General features: G+C 34.9%; 11 protein-coding genes. 5 read left to right on the plus strand and 6 right to left on the minus strand.

Annotation, left to right across the window (positions count from 1 at the left end; all coding sequences use genetic code 11):
• Window positions 1-52: 52 nt before the first annotated feature.
• From ACP7AV_RS11475 to ACP7AV_RS11490, 4 genes are all read left to right on the plus strand, one after another.
• Window positions 53-274, plus strand: coding sequence for a DUF6095 family protein (locus ACP7AV_RS11475; RefSeq protein WP_426092060.1), 222 nt, complete (start codon window positions 53-55; stop codon window positions 272-274).
• Window positions 274-846 (plus strand): pentapeptide repeat-containing protein, encoded by a 573-nt coding sequence (locus tag ACP7AV_RS11480; protein WP_426092061.1) that lies wholly within the window; start codon window positions 274-276, stop codon window positions 844-846. The genes ACP7AV_RS11475 and ACP7AV_RS11480 overlap by 1 nt, the downstream gene beginning before the upstream one ends.
• Window positions 847-1015: 169 nt before the next feature.
• Window positions 1016-1390 carry a DNA topoisomerase IV gene (locus tag ACP7AV_RS11485; protein WP_426092062.1) on the plus strand — a complete coding sequence of 125 codons (375 nt, stop codon included), beginning with the start codon at window positions 1016-1018 and terminating at the stop codon, window positions 1388-1390.
• Window positions 1391-1416: 26 nt separating this feature from the next.
• Window positions 1417-2187, plus strand: a complete 771-nt coding sequence (locus ACP7AV_RS11490) for a TerC family protein (protein WP_426064830.1) — start codon at window positions 1417-1419, stop codon at window positions 2185-2187.
• Window positions 2188-2233: 46 nt separating this feature from the next.
• On the opposite strand, the gene ACP7AV_RS11495 is transcribed toward ACP7AV_RS11490, so the two are convergent.
• The 6 genes from ACP7AV_RS11495 to ychF all read right to left on the minus strand — a co-directional run bounded on the left by ACP7AV_RS11495 (window position 2234) and on the right by ychF (window position 10311).
• On the minus strand, window positions 2234-4927 hold the full coding sequence (locus tag ACP7AV_RS11495) for a DNA gyrase/topoisomerase IV subunit A (protein ID WP_426092063.1): 2694 nt from the start codon (window positions 4925-4927) through the stop codon (window positions 2234-2236).
• The gene (locus ACP7AV_RS11500) at window positions 4927-6054 is read right to left on the minus strand and encodes a PDDEXK nuclease domain-containing protein (RefSeq protein WP_426092064.1); all 1128 of its coding nucleotides are present in this window, start codon (window positions 6052-6054) and stop codon (window positions 4927-4929) included. Before ACP7AV_RS11500 ends, ACP7AV_RS11495 begins: the two co-directional genes overlap by 1 nt.
• 49 nt (window positions 6055-6103) lie before the next feature.
• The gene (locus ACP7AV_RS11505) at window positions 6104-6289 is read right to left on the minus strand and encodes a hypothetical protein (protein ID WP_426092065.1); all 186 of its coding nucleotides are present in this window, start codon (window positions 6287-6289) and stop codon (window positions 6104-6106) included.
• Between the two features lie 11 nt (window positions 6290-6300).
• Window positions 6301-8163, minus strand: coding sequence for a DNA topoisomerase IV subunit B (locus ACP7AV_RS11510; protein ID WP_426092066.1), 1863 nt, complete (start codon window positions 8161-8163; stop codon window positions 6301-6303).
• A 148-nt stretch (window positions 8164-8311) separates the two neighbouring features.
• On the minus strand, window positions 8312-8839 hold the full coding sequence (locus tag ACP7AV_RS11515; RefSeq protein WP_426092067.1) for an NADPH-dependent FMN reductase: 528 nt from the start codon (window positions 8837-8839) through the stop codon (window positions 8312-8314).
• A gap of 377 nt (window positions 8840-9216) precedes the next feature.
• Complete coding sequence (gene ychF, locus ACP7AV_RS11520) at window positions 9217-10311, minus strand: redox-regulated ATPase YchF (RefSeq protein WP_426064822.1); 1095 nt, start codon at window positions 10309-10311, stop codon at window positions 9217-9219.
• 289 nt (window positions 10312-10600) lie between these two features.
• Here ychF and ACP7AV_RS11525 point away from each other — a divergent pair, with 289 nt between their 5' ends.
• Complete coding sequence (locus ACP7AV_RS11525) at window positions 10601-13234, plus strand: TonB-dependent receptor (protein WP_426092068.1); 2634 nt, start codon at window positions 10601-10603, stop codon at window positions 13232-13234.
• The last annotated feature ends 118 nt before the right edge of the window (window positions 13235-13352 follow it).

Consider the following 13352-nt stretch of genomic DNA (forward strand, 5'->3'; position numbering starts at 1 on the left):
ACAGGCAAACATTTTTGAGTACATCAAAAAACTTTAAACCTTAAATTAAACAATGGCAACCAACAAAGAACTATTAGCTAAAGGAATCAAATATTTATCAGGAGCTTTACCGTTGATCTTTATTGGTCCGACCTTAATATATAATGCCTTTATGAACAAACAAAATGTATGGCATTATGCGATTTTAGCAATAGGAATAATTGCTTGTCTGGGGGCGATGTATTTGATGTTTTTGGGTTTAAAAACAATTATGAAAAGCTTATTTAACGACTAATGGAAAACTTAATTCACGTTCATAAAACATTTGAAAAAATCGTTTACGTCGATAAAAAAGTAAACAATAGAGAATTTGAGGATTGCATTTTTAAAAACTGTGATTTATCAAATAGCGATTTCTCTTACAGCACATTTATGGATTGTGAGTTCATTGATTGTAATTTGGCAATGATTAAATTATCCGGAACTAGCTTAAAAGGTGTACAATTCAACAACTGTAAATTGCTGGGAATTCAGTTTGAGGAATGCGATGACTTCTTGTTCAATGTAAGTTTTCAGGAATGCGTTTTGGATTATTCTTCGTTTGCCAACAAAAAAATGCCAAAAATAAAATTCAATTCCTGTTCGTTGCGAGAGGTCAGTTTTGTTGGAACCAATCTTACGAGTGCTGTTTTTGACAACAGTAATTTAGATGGTGCTATTTTTAACAATACACAATTAGCCGGCGCCGATTTTTCGAAAGCAACTAATTTTAAAATTGATCCTGAATTCAATCCGATGAAAAAAGCAAAATTTTCGACAGAAGGAATTATTGGTCTTCTGGACAAATACGATATTAAAATACAATAATGCATTACCCCAGATGGAAGTGAAAACCCGCAAGGCTTAAAGCTATTTTTTCTTGACTAAAAAGAGCGACCAAAGGAAGCTCCTTTTTTGTCAATAGAAAAAAAGATTTTAGACATGGGAGTTGCAACGTACAGCTGGATTAGTTCGTAAAAAAATAAATAATTTAAAAATGAAAAAAATAACATTCCTCCTCCCACTACTGCTACTGTTGTCATGCTATGATGCGGAGCGCAATTGCAAAGATTTCAAAACCGGTAAATTCAAATTTGAATATGAAGTTGACGGTATCAAGAAAACAACTGTTTTTGAAAGAAACGACAGTATAGAAATAGAAACTTTTGAGGGAAAGACTGACACCGCTTCGATACGATGGGTAAACGATTGCGAGTATGTTTTACTGAAATTACACCCAAAAAACATGGCAGAAGAAAAAGCCATTGGTATGAAAATCTTGACAACCACAAAAAATTCATATATCTTTGAATTTGGTATGGTGGGTTCTGACGCTAAACAAAGAGGAACGGTTACAAAGATTGCTGACTAAATAGTATAAACTATAATTAAATAATCATGGAAGTATTTTTAAATCCGGATGCGTGGATTGCCCTTTTAACATTAACATTTCTGGAGATTGTGTTAGGAATCGACAATATCATTTTCATATCAATTGCCACCGGCAAATTACCTGTCGAACAACGTAAAAGAGCCACAAAAATCGGAATGTTTCTTGCCATGTTCATGAGAATCGCGCTTTTGTTTGGTATTAATTTATTAATTCAAATGAAAGAACCTTGGTTTCATATTGATTTCAGTTGGTTTTCAGCGGGAATAACAGGTCAAAGCCTTATTTTACTGGCGGGTGGATTATTCTTAATTTACAAGAGTACGAATGAAATTAGAGAAAAAGTAGACGAAAAAGGGCATGAAGAAAAAGAGTTAGGAAAATCGGCCACAAAATCGTTTCAAAATGTACTTTTTCAAATTATAATGATTGATTTAGTTTTCTCTTTTGATAGTATTCTTACCGCGGTAGGTATGACTAACGGCGTTGAAGGTGCTTTGTATATTATGATTACCGCTGTGGTTATTTCTGTATTAATTATGATGCAATTTGCTGTTCCTGTTGGAAACTTTGTCAACAAGCATCCTTCAATTCAAATACTTGGTTTATCGTTTTTGATTCTTATTGGAATGATGCTGCTTACTGAAAGTGCTCATTTATCGAATGCTTTAATCTTTGGAAGTCACGTTTCACCAGTACCAAAAGGGTACTTGTACTTTGCGATATCATTCTCATTATTAGTTGAAGTACTAAACATGAAAATGAAGAAAAATAAATAATAAAATTTTTTTATTTAATAAAAAAGCTCCCTTGCGGGAGCTTCTTTTATTCTAAAGATAAAGTAATCTGACCGTCATCGTCTAATTGAATATCCGCATCATCAGCATCCGTTTCTCCTTTTACTTCTAAATCCTCACGGATAATCTCAATAGGGATTTCATATGGTAAAGATTCAAGCAGGTTTACTTGTTTTAGCTTATCGGTTGTCAATTGATTTCCTAAAGCTCTAAATCCTTTTACGGAAATAAATGATTCTATGTCTACCGTCATAGTCTCTTTTTGAACTCCTTTTATTTTTGTAAAAATTAATTCTGCTACCGGACGATAATCTGTTGATACAATCTCTAATTGTGAATTAGGATGCTCCGTGATAAAACTTTCTTCTTTATTTTCGGTTTCCACCAAAAAACGTTTGATGTAATACCGCTCTTTTTCGCCATCATAATAAATAGCTGAAATTGGTTTCTTCGGAACCCATTTTTCCAAAACTACCATATCTTCATCAAAATGAGTAGATAGTTCCGGTGTAATTACTTTTATTTTCCCGGATTGCGATATGACTAAAATTTTATCATTTGGTCTGAACTCTCCTAATAACTCCCCTCTTGCATCTACGTTTAAACGCTGTACAGTGTCATCAAACCAGACTTTTCTTGGCAATAAAGTAGAAATTCCTTTCTCCTTCAGTTCTATTTTTTTAATTGGATATTTAGTTACCAAATTTCCTTTGGAAGCCCTCCCTTTTATCGTTAAACTGGCAAAATCAATATCGAATTTCAATTTTTTAACACTTCCTACCTGACGCAATAATATCGTAATAACTTCCGCTTCTCCATTTGGATTACAAGAAAAATACACTACTTGAGAACCTGCCGTTTCATTGGTTAAATCATACGCTTTGTCTCGGGTCACTCCCGAAACATTGAATCGTTTTATATATGAAGGCCCAGATTTTCCATCACGGTAAATCATGTTATAAATGGTACGCTTGTCGCTTTTGTCAAAAATAGCAATGTGTATAATATCTTTTCCTACAAAGGTCTTCGCATCTACTTTGGTAATCATCATTTTTCCGTCACGCAGAAAAACAATTACATCATCAATATCAGAACAATCTGTGACGTATTCGTCTTTCTTCAAGCTAGTACCCACAAAACCTTCTTCTTTATTGACGTATAATTTAGTGTTTCGTAAAACTACTTTGGTCGCTTCGATATCATCAAAAATACGGAGCTCCGTTTGACGTTCCCGCCCTTTGCCGTACTTCTCTTTTAATCTAGTGAAATAGGCAATCGCAAAATCAATCAGATTTTCTAAATTGTGTTTTACTTGTTCAATATCCCCTTCCAACGATTCGATTTTATCCTGCGCTTTATTACTGTCAAATTTGGAAATACGCATAATTCGGATATCCAATAAACGCAAGATATCTTCTTCGGTAACAGCTCGTTTTAAGTGTTTTGTATGCGGTTTCAAACCATCATCAACCGCTTTGAGTACGCCTTCTCTAGTCGTTTGTTCTTCAATGTCACGGTAGATTTTATTTTCGATAAAAATACGTTCCAACGAAAGAAAATGCCATTGTTCTTCCAATTCACTCAATTGAATTTCGAGTTCGCTTTTCAGTAATTGAACTGTTCTGTTCGTTGAAATTTTCAACATTTCCGAAACCCCAATAAACAACGGTTTATTATCCTCAATCACACAACCTAATGGTGCTACCGAAGTTTCACACGCCGTAAAAGCAAACAATGCATCGATCGTTTTATCTGGAGAAACTCCCGGAAAAAGGTGAATTAATATCTCAACCTCAGCCGCGGTATTATCCTCAATTTTCTTGATTTTGATTTTCCCTTTCTCATTTGCCTTCAAAATACTGTCAATCAAAGTGGTCGTATTTGTTGAGAACGGAATTTGGGTAATCACCAAGGTATTTTTATCCAGCTGACCAATTTTGGCACGTACACGTACACGTCCGCCGCGCAATCCATCATTATAATTGGACACATCAGCAATACCTTGTGTCAAGAAATCCGGATATAAGGTAAATGGTTTTCCTTTTAATATTTTTATTGACGAATCAATTAATTCATTAAAATTATGAGGTAACACTTTCGTGGAAAGACCAACAGCAATTCCTTCTGCTCCAGAAGCTAATAATAATGGAAATTTTACAGGCAGATTATTGGGTTCTGCACGACGACCATCGTAAGAAACACCCCAATCTGTAATTTTTGGACTGTAAATAACTTCCAAAGCAAATTTAGACAAACGCGCTTCAATGTATCGGGAAGCCGCAGCGCCATCTCCCGTTAGTATATTTCCCCAGTTTCCCTGACAGTCTATCAATAATTCTTTTTGTCCAATTTGTACCATCGCATCACCAATACTTTGATCTCCGTGAGGATGATATTGCATGGTGTGTCCAACAACATTGGCAACTTTATTATAACGGCCGTCATCTAATTCCTTTAAAGAGTGCATGATGCGACGTTGAACCGGTTTAAAACCATCTTCAATCGCCGGAACTGCACGTTCCAGAATCACATACGAAGCGTAATCCAGAAACCAGTCCTTGTACATTCCCGTAACTTTGGTAATGGTATCGTTTCCGTCTTCTTGATTATCGTAAAAATGTTGTCCTCCTGTAGAAATTATATCTTCAAAAGCATCTTCTCCAACTGTATTTTCTTCTTCTTGACCTTCCGGTAATATGTTATCGTCTTCTTCGTCTTTCATTATCTTGATTCCGAAATTAATTGTATTAAATCTTCTCTGCTTGGCAGAATTGTTTTGTATTTACTAGCAAAAATTTGCTCATTATTTTCTGGTAAAGTATATTCTACAACCAAATCACTTTTGTTTTGGCATAAAACAATTCCTATTGTTTTATTTTCGTCTTCCAAACGCATTTCTCTGTCGTAATAATTGACATACATTTGCATTTGTCCTAAATCTTGGTGTTTTAATTCGCCTATTTTTAAGTCAATCAGCACAAAACATCTAAGAATTCTGTTGTAAAAAACCAAATCGATTCGAAAATGTTTATCGTCAAAAGTAATTCTGTTCTGTCTTGCGACAAAAGTAAAACCATGACCTAATTCTAATAAAAAATGTTCTAGTTTACTGACAATTTCTTCCTCTAATTCCGATTCAGAATACTGATGCAATTCTGGTAAACCCAAAAATTCTAAAATATAAGGATCTTTGATAAGGTCTTTTGGTTTCTCTATAATCTGACCTTGTTCCGAAAGTTTCAAAACTCCTTCTTTGTCCCGACTTAAAGCCAATCGTGTATAAAGAGCTGAATCATATTGTCGTTTTAATTCTCGAACACTCCAATTGTATTTTTCGGATTCTATTTCGTAAAAACGTCTTTCTTTTTCATCGTCAATTCGCATTAAGAAAACATAATGTGTCCAAGTCAATTTAAAAAACGAAGATAATGTTTCATAATCAAATTTATTTAAATCCGCAGTCACTGTCTGCGCTTTTTGAGATTTAAATTCCCCGGTCAGTGACTGGGATTTTTGAATTTGTAAAATCCGAGTCAGTGACTCGGAAATTGAGTAAGCTAAATAAAACTTCCTCATATTTTCTAAATTATCAGTAGAAAACCCTTTTCCAAATTCAATAGTCAACTGTTCAGAAAGTCCTTTTAGTAGTTGCTTTCCATATTCAGCTCGTTCTTTTCCGCTTTGCTCTTCTTCAACAATCATTCTTCCTATTTCAAAATAGGTATATACCATTGTTGAATTTACGGTACGCAAAACCTGTTGACGGGCATTTTGCAATAGCGCGACTACTTGAGAAAATAAAATTTTATTTTGTGGATTATCTGAAACTGTATTTTCTTCGTCTTTCATTAAATATATTCTATTGAATACTAATTAATTTAATTTTGTTCTAAAAATGCTAAAAAGAATATTTTTCATTACAAACATGATCTTCTTTTACAGCCTCAATTCCATTTTTATCCAACTCTTTATTTACGACTTGATCACATTCTTTGTGATCATTACTAATTTTAATAAAAAAAACAGTTGACAAACTAATCACAAGTAATATAGCGATAAAATTCAGTGTTTTTTTTGTAGGCATTTTTTAACGATTTAAACTTTCTCAATTACATCTAATTCTACTTTCAAATTCTTGATGATAAATTCTTGCCTGTCTGGAGTATTTTTACCCATATAGAAAGACAATAATTGTTCAATAGAAGTATTTTTATCCATCATAATAGGATCTAAACGAATGGTTTCTCCTATGAAATTTTTGAACTCATCTGGAGAAATCTCTCCCAATCCCTTAAATCGGGTGATTTCTGGTTTAGGTTTTAATTTTTCGATAGCATTTCTACGTTCTTCTTCAGAGTAGCAATAAATGGTTTCTTTCTTGTTTCGAACTCTAAAAAGTGGGGTTTGCAAAATATACAAATGACCTTCCTTAATCAACTCGGGAAAAAACTGAAGAAAGAACGTAATTAATAACAATCGAATGTGCATTCCATCGACATCAGCATCGGTTGCAATCACGATATTATTGTATCGTAATTTTTCCAATCCGTCTTCAATATCCAAAGCCGCTTGCAATAAATTGAACTCTTCATTTTCATAAACAATTTTCTTGCTCATTCCATACGAATTCAATGGCTTACCACGTAAACTAAAAACGGCCTGTGTATTTACGTCACGTGATTTGGTGATAGATCCGGAAGCCGAATCTCCCTCAGTAATGAAAAGCGTGCTTTCCAAATTTTTAGGGTTTTTAGTATCCGGAAGGTGCGCGCGGCAATCTCTTAATTTCTTGTTGTGTAAATTCGCTTTTTTAGCGCGATCTGTTGCCAATTTCCGAATCCCAGACAGTTCTTTACGCTCTCTTTCGGCTTGAATAATTTTTCGCAATAAGGCTTCCGCAGTTGGAGGATTCTTATGTAAATAATTATCCAATTTCGTTTTTACAAAATCGTTTACAAAAGTTCTTACCGAAGGCATTCCCGGTTCAGAACCCATATCAGTTGAACCTAATTTGGTTTTAGTCTGCGATTCAAAAACGGGTTCCATCACTTTGATGCTAATCGCAGTAACAATCGATTTTCGAACATCTGATGCTTCAAAACTTTTATTGTAAAATTCCCGAATAGTTTTTACTATGGCTTCGCGATACGCCGCTAAGTGCGTTCCTCCTTGGGTGGTATTCTGTCCGTTTACGAATGAATGATATTCTTCGCTATACTGTGTTTTACTGTGTGTTAAAGCCATCTCGATATCATCCCCTTTCAAGTGAATGATCGGATATTCCAAATCTTCGGCGTGAATGGTTTCTTCTAATAAATCTTTCAGACCATTCTCAGAAAAATATTTTTCTCCGTTAAAAATAATAGTCAAACCGTTGTTTAGGTAACAATAGTTTTTGAGCATTTTGATAATATACTCAAATCTAAATTTATAGTTTTTGAAAATCGATTCATCCGGAATAAAAGTTACTTTGGTTCCTTTTCGCTTCGTTGTCTCAATAATACCTTCTTCGAGAACAAGATTTCCAGCAGAGAATTCGGCTGCTTTCTGTTTTTCATCACGAACAGATTCTACACGGAAATAATTCGACAACGCATTCACGGCTTTTGTCCCTACTCCATTCAAACCAACTGATTTCTTAAATGCCAACGAATCGTATTTTCCTCCGGTATTCATTTTAGAAACTACATCAATCACTTTTCCCAGTGGAATTCCACGTCCATAATCCCGTACCGTAACCGTTTTATCTTTTATAGATACCTCGATCGTTTTACCGGCGCCCATGACAAATTCATCGATACAGTTATCAAGAACTTCTTTTAAAAGAATATAAATACCATCATCCGGCGAAGATCCATCACCCAGTTTCCCGATGTACATTCCGGGCCGCATGCGAATATGTTCTTTCCAGTCGAGTGACCGAATATTATCTTCGGTATATTGATTTTGTTCGGACATTGTAAAATTTGTGGATTTTGTGCTAATGTAGTGTAATTCGATACATTTTAAAATACCAAAGCACCAAAGTTATCAAGAATGATGTTGACAAACGATTCGTGATTTAGGAGTAACGATTTTAGATTGCAGATTTCAAATTGCTATAAATTCAGCTATTAAAATTATTAATAATTTCTTTCAATTGATTATCCAACTCGGCATCGGTAATTTTACCATTTTCGACATCAAAATTAGCTTCGAAACTAGGCAATGAAAACGTTGTTTTAATATTTCCACCGTAAAATGGAAAGGCATTTTTTGCAATTCCCAAAACATTTGCTCCACCTTTAGCTCCCGGCGAAGTTGCCATCAGCAACATTGGTTTTTCCTGAAAAACTTTAGCTTTTATTCTGGTGCACCAGTCAAAAATATTCTTGAAAGCAGCAGAATAATTTCCGTTATTTTCTGCCATTGAAACCACTAAAACATCGGCGGTGGCAATTTTAGCCAGAAAAGCTTTGGCTAATTCGTGCTGACCAATTTCTTCTTCAATGTCAACGGTATATATTGGCATTTGGAAATCGTTTAAATCCAAAACCTCAACTTCTGCATTTGCGAAAAGATTTGCTGCGTAAGTCGCTAATTTTTTATTGATAGAGTTTTTGCTGGGGCTTGCGCCAAAAGCGATTATTTTCATGAGAATCAGTTTTTTTTAAAAGTACTAAAAATCGGCTCTGCCACAAAAAAATTACCTACTGATTCACAGATTATGAAAATAAAAAACCAAACGTCATTTTTCACAGATTAATTTTACCCCAGAGTGAAACGGAAAGCATTTTGCAGAACAATCTTATTTTTTCTTGATAAAAAAGAGCGACCAAAGGAAGCTCCTTTTTGTCTTAGAAAAAAGAGATTGCCAGAAAAATATTACTTCACTAAACTTATATTTTAATTGGAGTTCAGTGAACTTCGTTTGAAGTGGAAAGCTGGATCAGGTACAAAAAAAAAACCTGCAAAATTACTCTTGCAGGTTTCTAAATTTATTTAATGTGATTGCTTCGATCCTCGCAATGACTACACGTTAAATCTAAAATGCATTACATCTCCGTCTTTTACGACATATTCTTTTCCCTCTACTTTAAATTTCCCGGCTTCTTTACATTTAGCTTCTGAACCATATTGAACGAAATCTTCATACGCAATAACTTCGGCACGAATAAATCCTTTTTCGAAATCAGTGTGAATCACTCCTGCGGCTTGTGGAGCAGTGGATCCAATATCAATAGTCCAAGCACGAACTTCTTTCACACCTGCTGTAAAATAGGTTTGTTGCTTCAATAATTTATAGGCTGCACGAATAAGAACTGACGCTCCAGGCTCCGTCAAACCCATGTCTTCTAAGAAAACCTGACGCTCTTCGTAACTTTCTAATTCGGTAATATCAGCTTCAGCACCAACCGAAAGGATAATCACTTCGGCATCTTCATCTTTTACCAACTCCCGAACTTGGTCCACATATTTATTTCCGCTAACAGCTGAGTTTTCATCCACATTACAAACATATAATACTGGTTTTGCCGTAATCAATTGAAACCCTTCCATCAAAATTTCCTCATCATTATTTTGAGGAGTTACCGTTCTGGCAGATTTTGCCTGAAGTAACGTCTCTCTGATTCGGTCTAAAAGTGCTTTTTCGGTTTGCGCTTCTTTGTTGCCTGTTTTTGCGGCACGATTTACTTTTTCCAGACGTTTTTCAACGTTTTCTAAGTCCTTCAACTGCAATTCGATATCAATCGTTTCTTTATCACGAATTGGATTTACATTTCCGTCAACGTGTACGATATTATCGTTGTCAAAACAACGCAAAACGTGAATAATGGCATTACATTCTCTGATGTTTCCAAGAAATTGATTTCCTAATCCTTCTCCTTTACTGGCACCTTTTACCAATCCTGCGATATCAACGATATCAACCGTTGCCATTTGAACGCGTTCCGGTTTCACCAATTCTTCTAATTTTTCAATTCTCGGATCTGGTACATTTACAACACCTATATTCGGCTCAATAGTACAAAAAGGAAAGTTGGCACTCTGCGCTTTTGCATTGGATAAACAATTGAATAATGTTGATTTTCCAACATTTGGTAATCCTACAATTCCTGCTTTCATATGTGGATAATATTTTATTTTTAATGGAATATTTTGTCGTAAACCTGTTGTTATTTCGCAACAGATCTTACGAAACTTTTTTTACGTATCACACGCTATTTGTGAATTCAGCGGTCGCTCAAAAGTTTGCAAAGATAAGATTTTAATAATATTTAAATTGATAAAAATCGCAGTTTAAACAGGTATCATACATTTTTAAAAAAAAAATAAATTATGTTCTAATATTTTGTTAAAAAAAATTATATTGCGAATAATTTAAAACTAAACAAAGGACTAAACACATCTTATTATGAAAAAATTTATATTATTATTATTCCTATTAAACGTCACGCTTCTTTTTGCCCAAAAGGAAGTTTCGGGTGTAGTACAAGATAATACTGGTGCTGGATTACCAGGTGTTAACATTATCGAGAAAGGAACGAACAACGGGGTTTCCACCGACAGCGATGGAGGATATAAAATAAAAGTGAAAGAAGGTGCCACTTTAGTTTTTAGTTATGTAGGATTCTCTACTATCGAAAAATTGGTTACAGGCACTTTTATCAAGGTTGTTTTATCAGAAGAGGGCGGAGAAGTCCTGAAAGATATTGTAATTGTGGGTTCCAGAAACTCAAAAAGAACGGTGGTAAATTCAGCGGTCCCCATTGATATCATTAACGTAAGAGACGTAACGACACAAAGCGGAAAATTAGAAATTAATGAATTACTCCAATATGTTGCACCTTCATTCAATGCGAACAAACAATCAGGTTCTGACGGTGCAGATCATGTTGACCCCGCTTCACTAAGAGGTTTAGGCCCTGATCAAACGCTCGTTTTGATAAACGGAAAAAGAAGACACCAATCGTCTCTTGTTAATCTTTTTGGAACTCGTGGAAGGGGAAATACCGGAACAGATTTGAATGCGATTCCGGCATCTTCAATAAAAAGAATTGAAATTTTGAGAGATGGTGCTGCTGCACAATATGGATCTGACGCTATAGCAGGAGTGATCAATATTGTTATGAATGACAATGTAAATGAATTAACTGGTGCCGTAACTTACGGTGCCTATAATACAAATGCAAAAGGAGATTTTCTTCCGGGAACCGCTAATACAGATGGCAATCGATTAGACCAAAATGGTTTCGGTAATTCTAAAGGCAAAAATAAAAGTTTTGATGGTGGTTCTATAAAAGTAGCAGCTAATTATGGTGTTGCGATTGGAGAAAAAGGCGGTTTTGCTAATTTTACCACAGAATATTTAAGTAAAAATAAAACCTTGCGACCTGGATATGATTTCAGAAAAGGTTTTGGTGAAGCAGAAATTCAAGGATTCAATTTTTTTGGAAACATGGCTATTCCCGTATCCGATAAAACTGAATTTTACGCTTTTGGCGGAAGAAACTATAGAGATACGGATGCATATGCTTTTACAAGAAATGATGGTGAAAGAGTAGTAGAATCCGTATATCCTGGAGGTTACACCCCTAGAATTACGTCAAATATTATTGACAACTCTATTGCTGCAGGTTTTAGAACTGAAACGGCAAGTGGTTGGAAAATAGACATTAGCAATACATTTGGAAAAAACCTTTTCCATTATTTCATCAAAGGAACTATCAATGCTTCATTGGAAGATGCTTCTCCAACAGAATTTGATGCCGGAGGGCATAGTTTGAGCCAAAACACAACTAATTTTGATTTTTCAAAAAACTACAGTTCCGTTTTATCAGGAATGAATCTTGCATTTGGAGCAGAATTCAGAACTGAAAAATTCAACATTTTTGCCGGAGAACAAGGTTCTTACGCTACTTATGACACCAATGGATTTCCTATAACTAATCCTGCAACTCAATCTGCTCCAATCGATCCTATTTCTGGAGAGCCAAGACCAGGAGGTTCTCAAGGGTTTCCGGGATATAGTCCCGCAAATGTCGTTGATAAAAGTCGTACGAACTTGTCTTTATATACGGATACAGAATTTGATATAACGGATAGTTTTTTAGTAAGTGCAGCGGTTCGTTTTGAAAACTACAGTGATTTTGGAAGTACTGTTAATGGAAAAATAGCGACTAGACTTAAAGCTTCGAAAAACATTAATTTTAGAGGTTCGTTAAGCACAGGATTTAGAGCACCTTCATTGGCACAAATTTACTACAACTTACGTTTTACTAATTTTAATGCCGGAGGAGCAACAGAAGTGCTACTCTCACCAAACAATAGCCCTGTAACGCAAGCATTTGGAATCGGGAAATTAAATGAGGAAAAAGCAGTTAATGCATCATTAGGTTTTACTTCAAATTTTGGAGATTTTACAGCTACAGTCGATGGATATTATATTAAGGTAAAAGACAGAATTGTTTTAACTGGCTATTTTGATGCAAGCCAACTAAATCTTGGTGTTTCAGCTGCCCAATTTTTTACCAATGGTGTTGATACAAGAACAGCTGGTTTAGATTTAGTTTTTGCATGGAAAAAAACATTTGGCGATTCAAAATTGGGAGCGACGTTGGTTGGAAATATCAATGACATGAAAATTGACAATGTGAAAAACGGAAGTTTAGACGAAGGTACTTTTTTTGGAAAACGTGAAAAAGCGTTCTTATTGGCTTCAGCGCCAAAAAGTAAATTTGGCTTAAATCTTAATTATTCTAAAAATAAATTCGATGCTGGTTTAGCTTTCACCCATTTTAGTAAAGTAGTTCTTGTGGATTATGCTGATGAAGATGACGTATACAACGCAAAAACGATTACTGATTTAACTTTAGGCTACAAATTATCGAAGCAATTAAAATTAAGCATTGGAAGCAATAACCTCTTCAATATTTACCCTGACAAACAAGATGAGCAAGGAAATACTGAAGCAGGAGGATATTGGGATTCAGTACAAATGGGATTCAGTGGTGCCTATTATTACGCTCGATTGGGATTTAATTTCTAATTCAATTATCCAATGATTATAAAAGGGCTGTCAATTACAGCCCTTTTTTTATTTCGCTTACTCTCCCAAAATTGAATACTTACTAACCGCTATTATTGACGGAAAATATATGCTAACG

The sequence above is a fragment of the Flavobacterium sp. DSR3-2 genome (genome assembly GCF_049896525.1).
In the GTDB taxonomy this organism is placed as follows: domain Bacteria; phylum Bacteroidota; class Bacteroidia; order Flavobacteriales; family Flavobacteriaceae; genus Flavobacterium.

Bases quoted from the DNA above. Each gene is read 5' to 3' on its own strand.
- ACP7AV_RS11510 (WP_426092066.1), bottom strand. From the start codon at position 8,163: ATGTCCGAACAAAATCAATATACCGAAGATAATATTCGGTCACTCGAC.
- ACP7AV_RS11505 (WP_426092065.1), bottom strand. From the start codon at position 6,289: ATGCCTACAAAAAAAACACTGAATTTTATCGCTATATTACTTGTGATT.
- ACP7AV_RS11500 (WP_426092064.1), bottom strand. From the start codon at position 6,054: ATGAAAGACGAAGAAAATACAGTTTCAGATAATCCACAAAATAAAATT.
- ACP7AV_RS11495 (WP_426092063.1), bottom strand. From the start codon at position 4,927: ATGAAAGACGAAGAAGACGATAACATATTACCGGAAGGTCAAGAAGAA.
- ACP7AV_RS11485 (WP_426092062.1), top strand. From the start codon at position 1,016: ATGAAAAAAATAACATTCCTCCTCCCACTACTGCTACTGTTGTCATGC.
- ACP7AV_RS11515 (WP_426092067.1), bottom strand. From the start codon at position 8,839: ATGAAAATAATCGCTTTTGGCGCAAGCCCCAGCAAAAACTCTATCAAT.
- ACP7AV_RS11480 (WP_426092061.1), top strand. From the start codon at position 274: ATGGAAAACTTAATTCACGTTCATAAAACATTTGAAAAAATCGTTTAC.
- ACP7AV_RS11475 (WP_426092060.1), top strand. From the start codon at position 53: ATGGCAACCAACAAAGAACTATTAGCTAAAGGAATCAAATATTTATCA.
- ychF (WP_426064822.1), bottom strand. From the start codon at position 10,311: ATGAAAGCAGGAATTGTAGGATTACCAAATGTTGGAAAATCAACATTA.
- ACP7AV_RS11525 (WP_426092068.1), top strand. From the start codon at position 10,601: ATGAAAAAATTTATATTATTATTATTCCTATTAAACGTCACGCTTCTT.
- ACP7AV_RS11490 (WP_426064830.1), top strand. From the start codon at position 1,417: ATGGAAGTATTTTTAAATCCGGATGCGTGGATTGCCCTTTTAACATTA.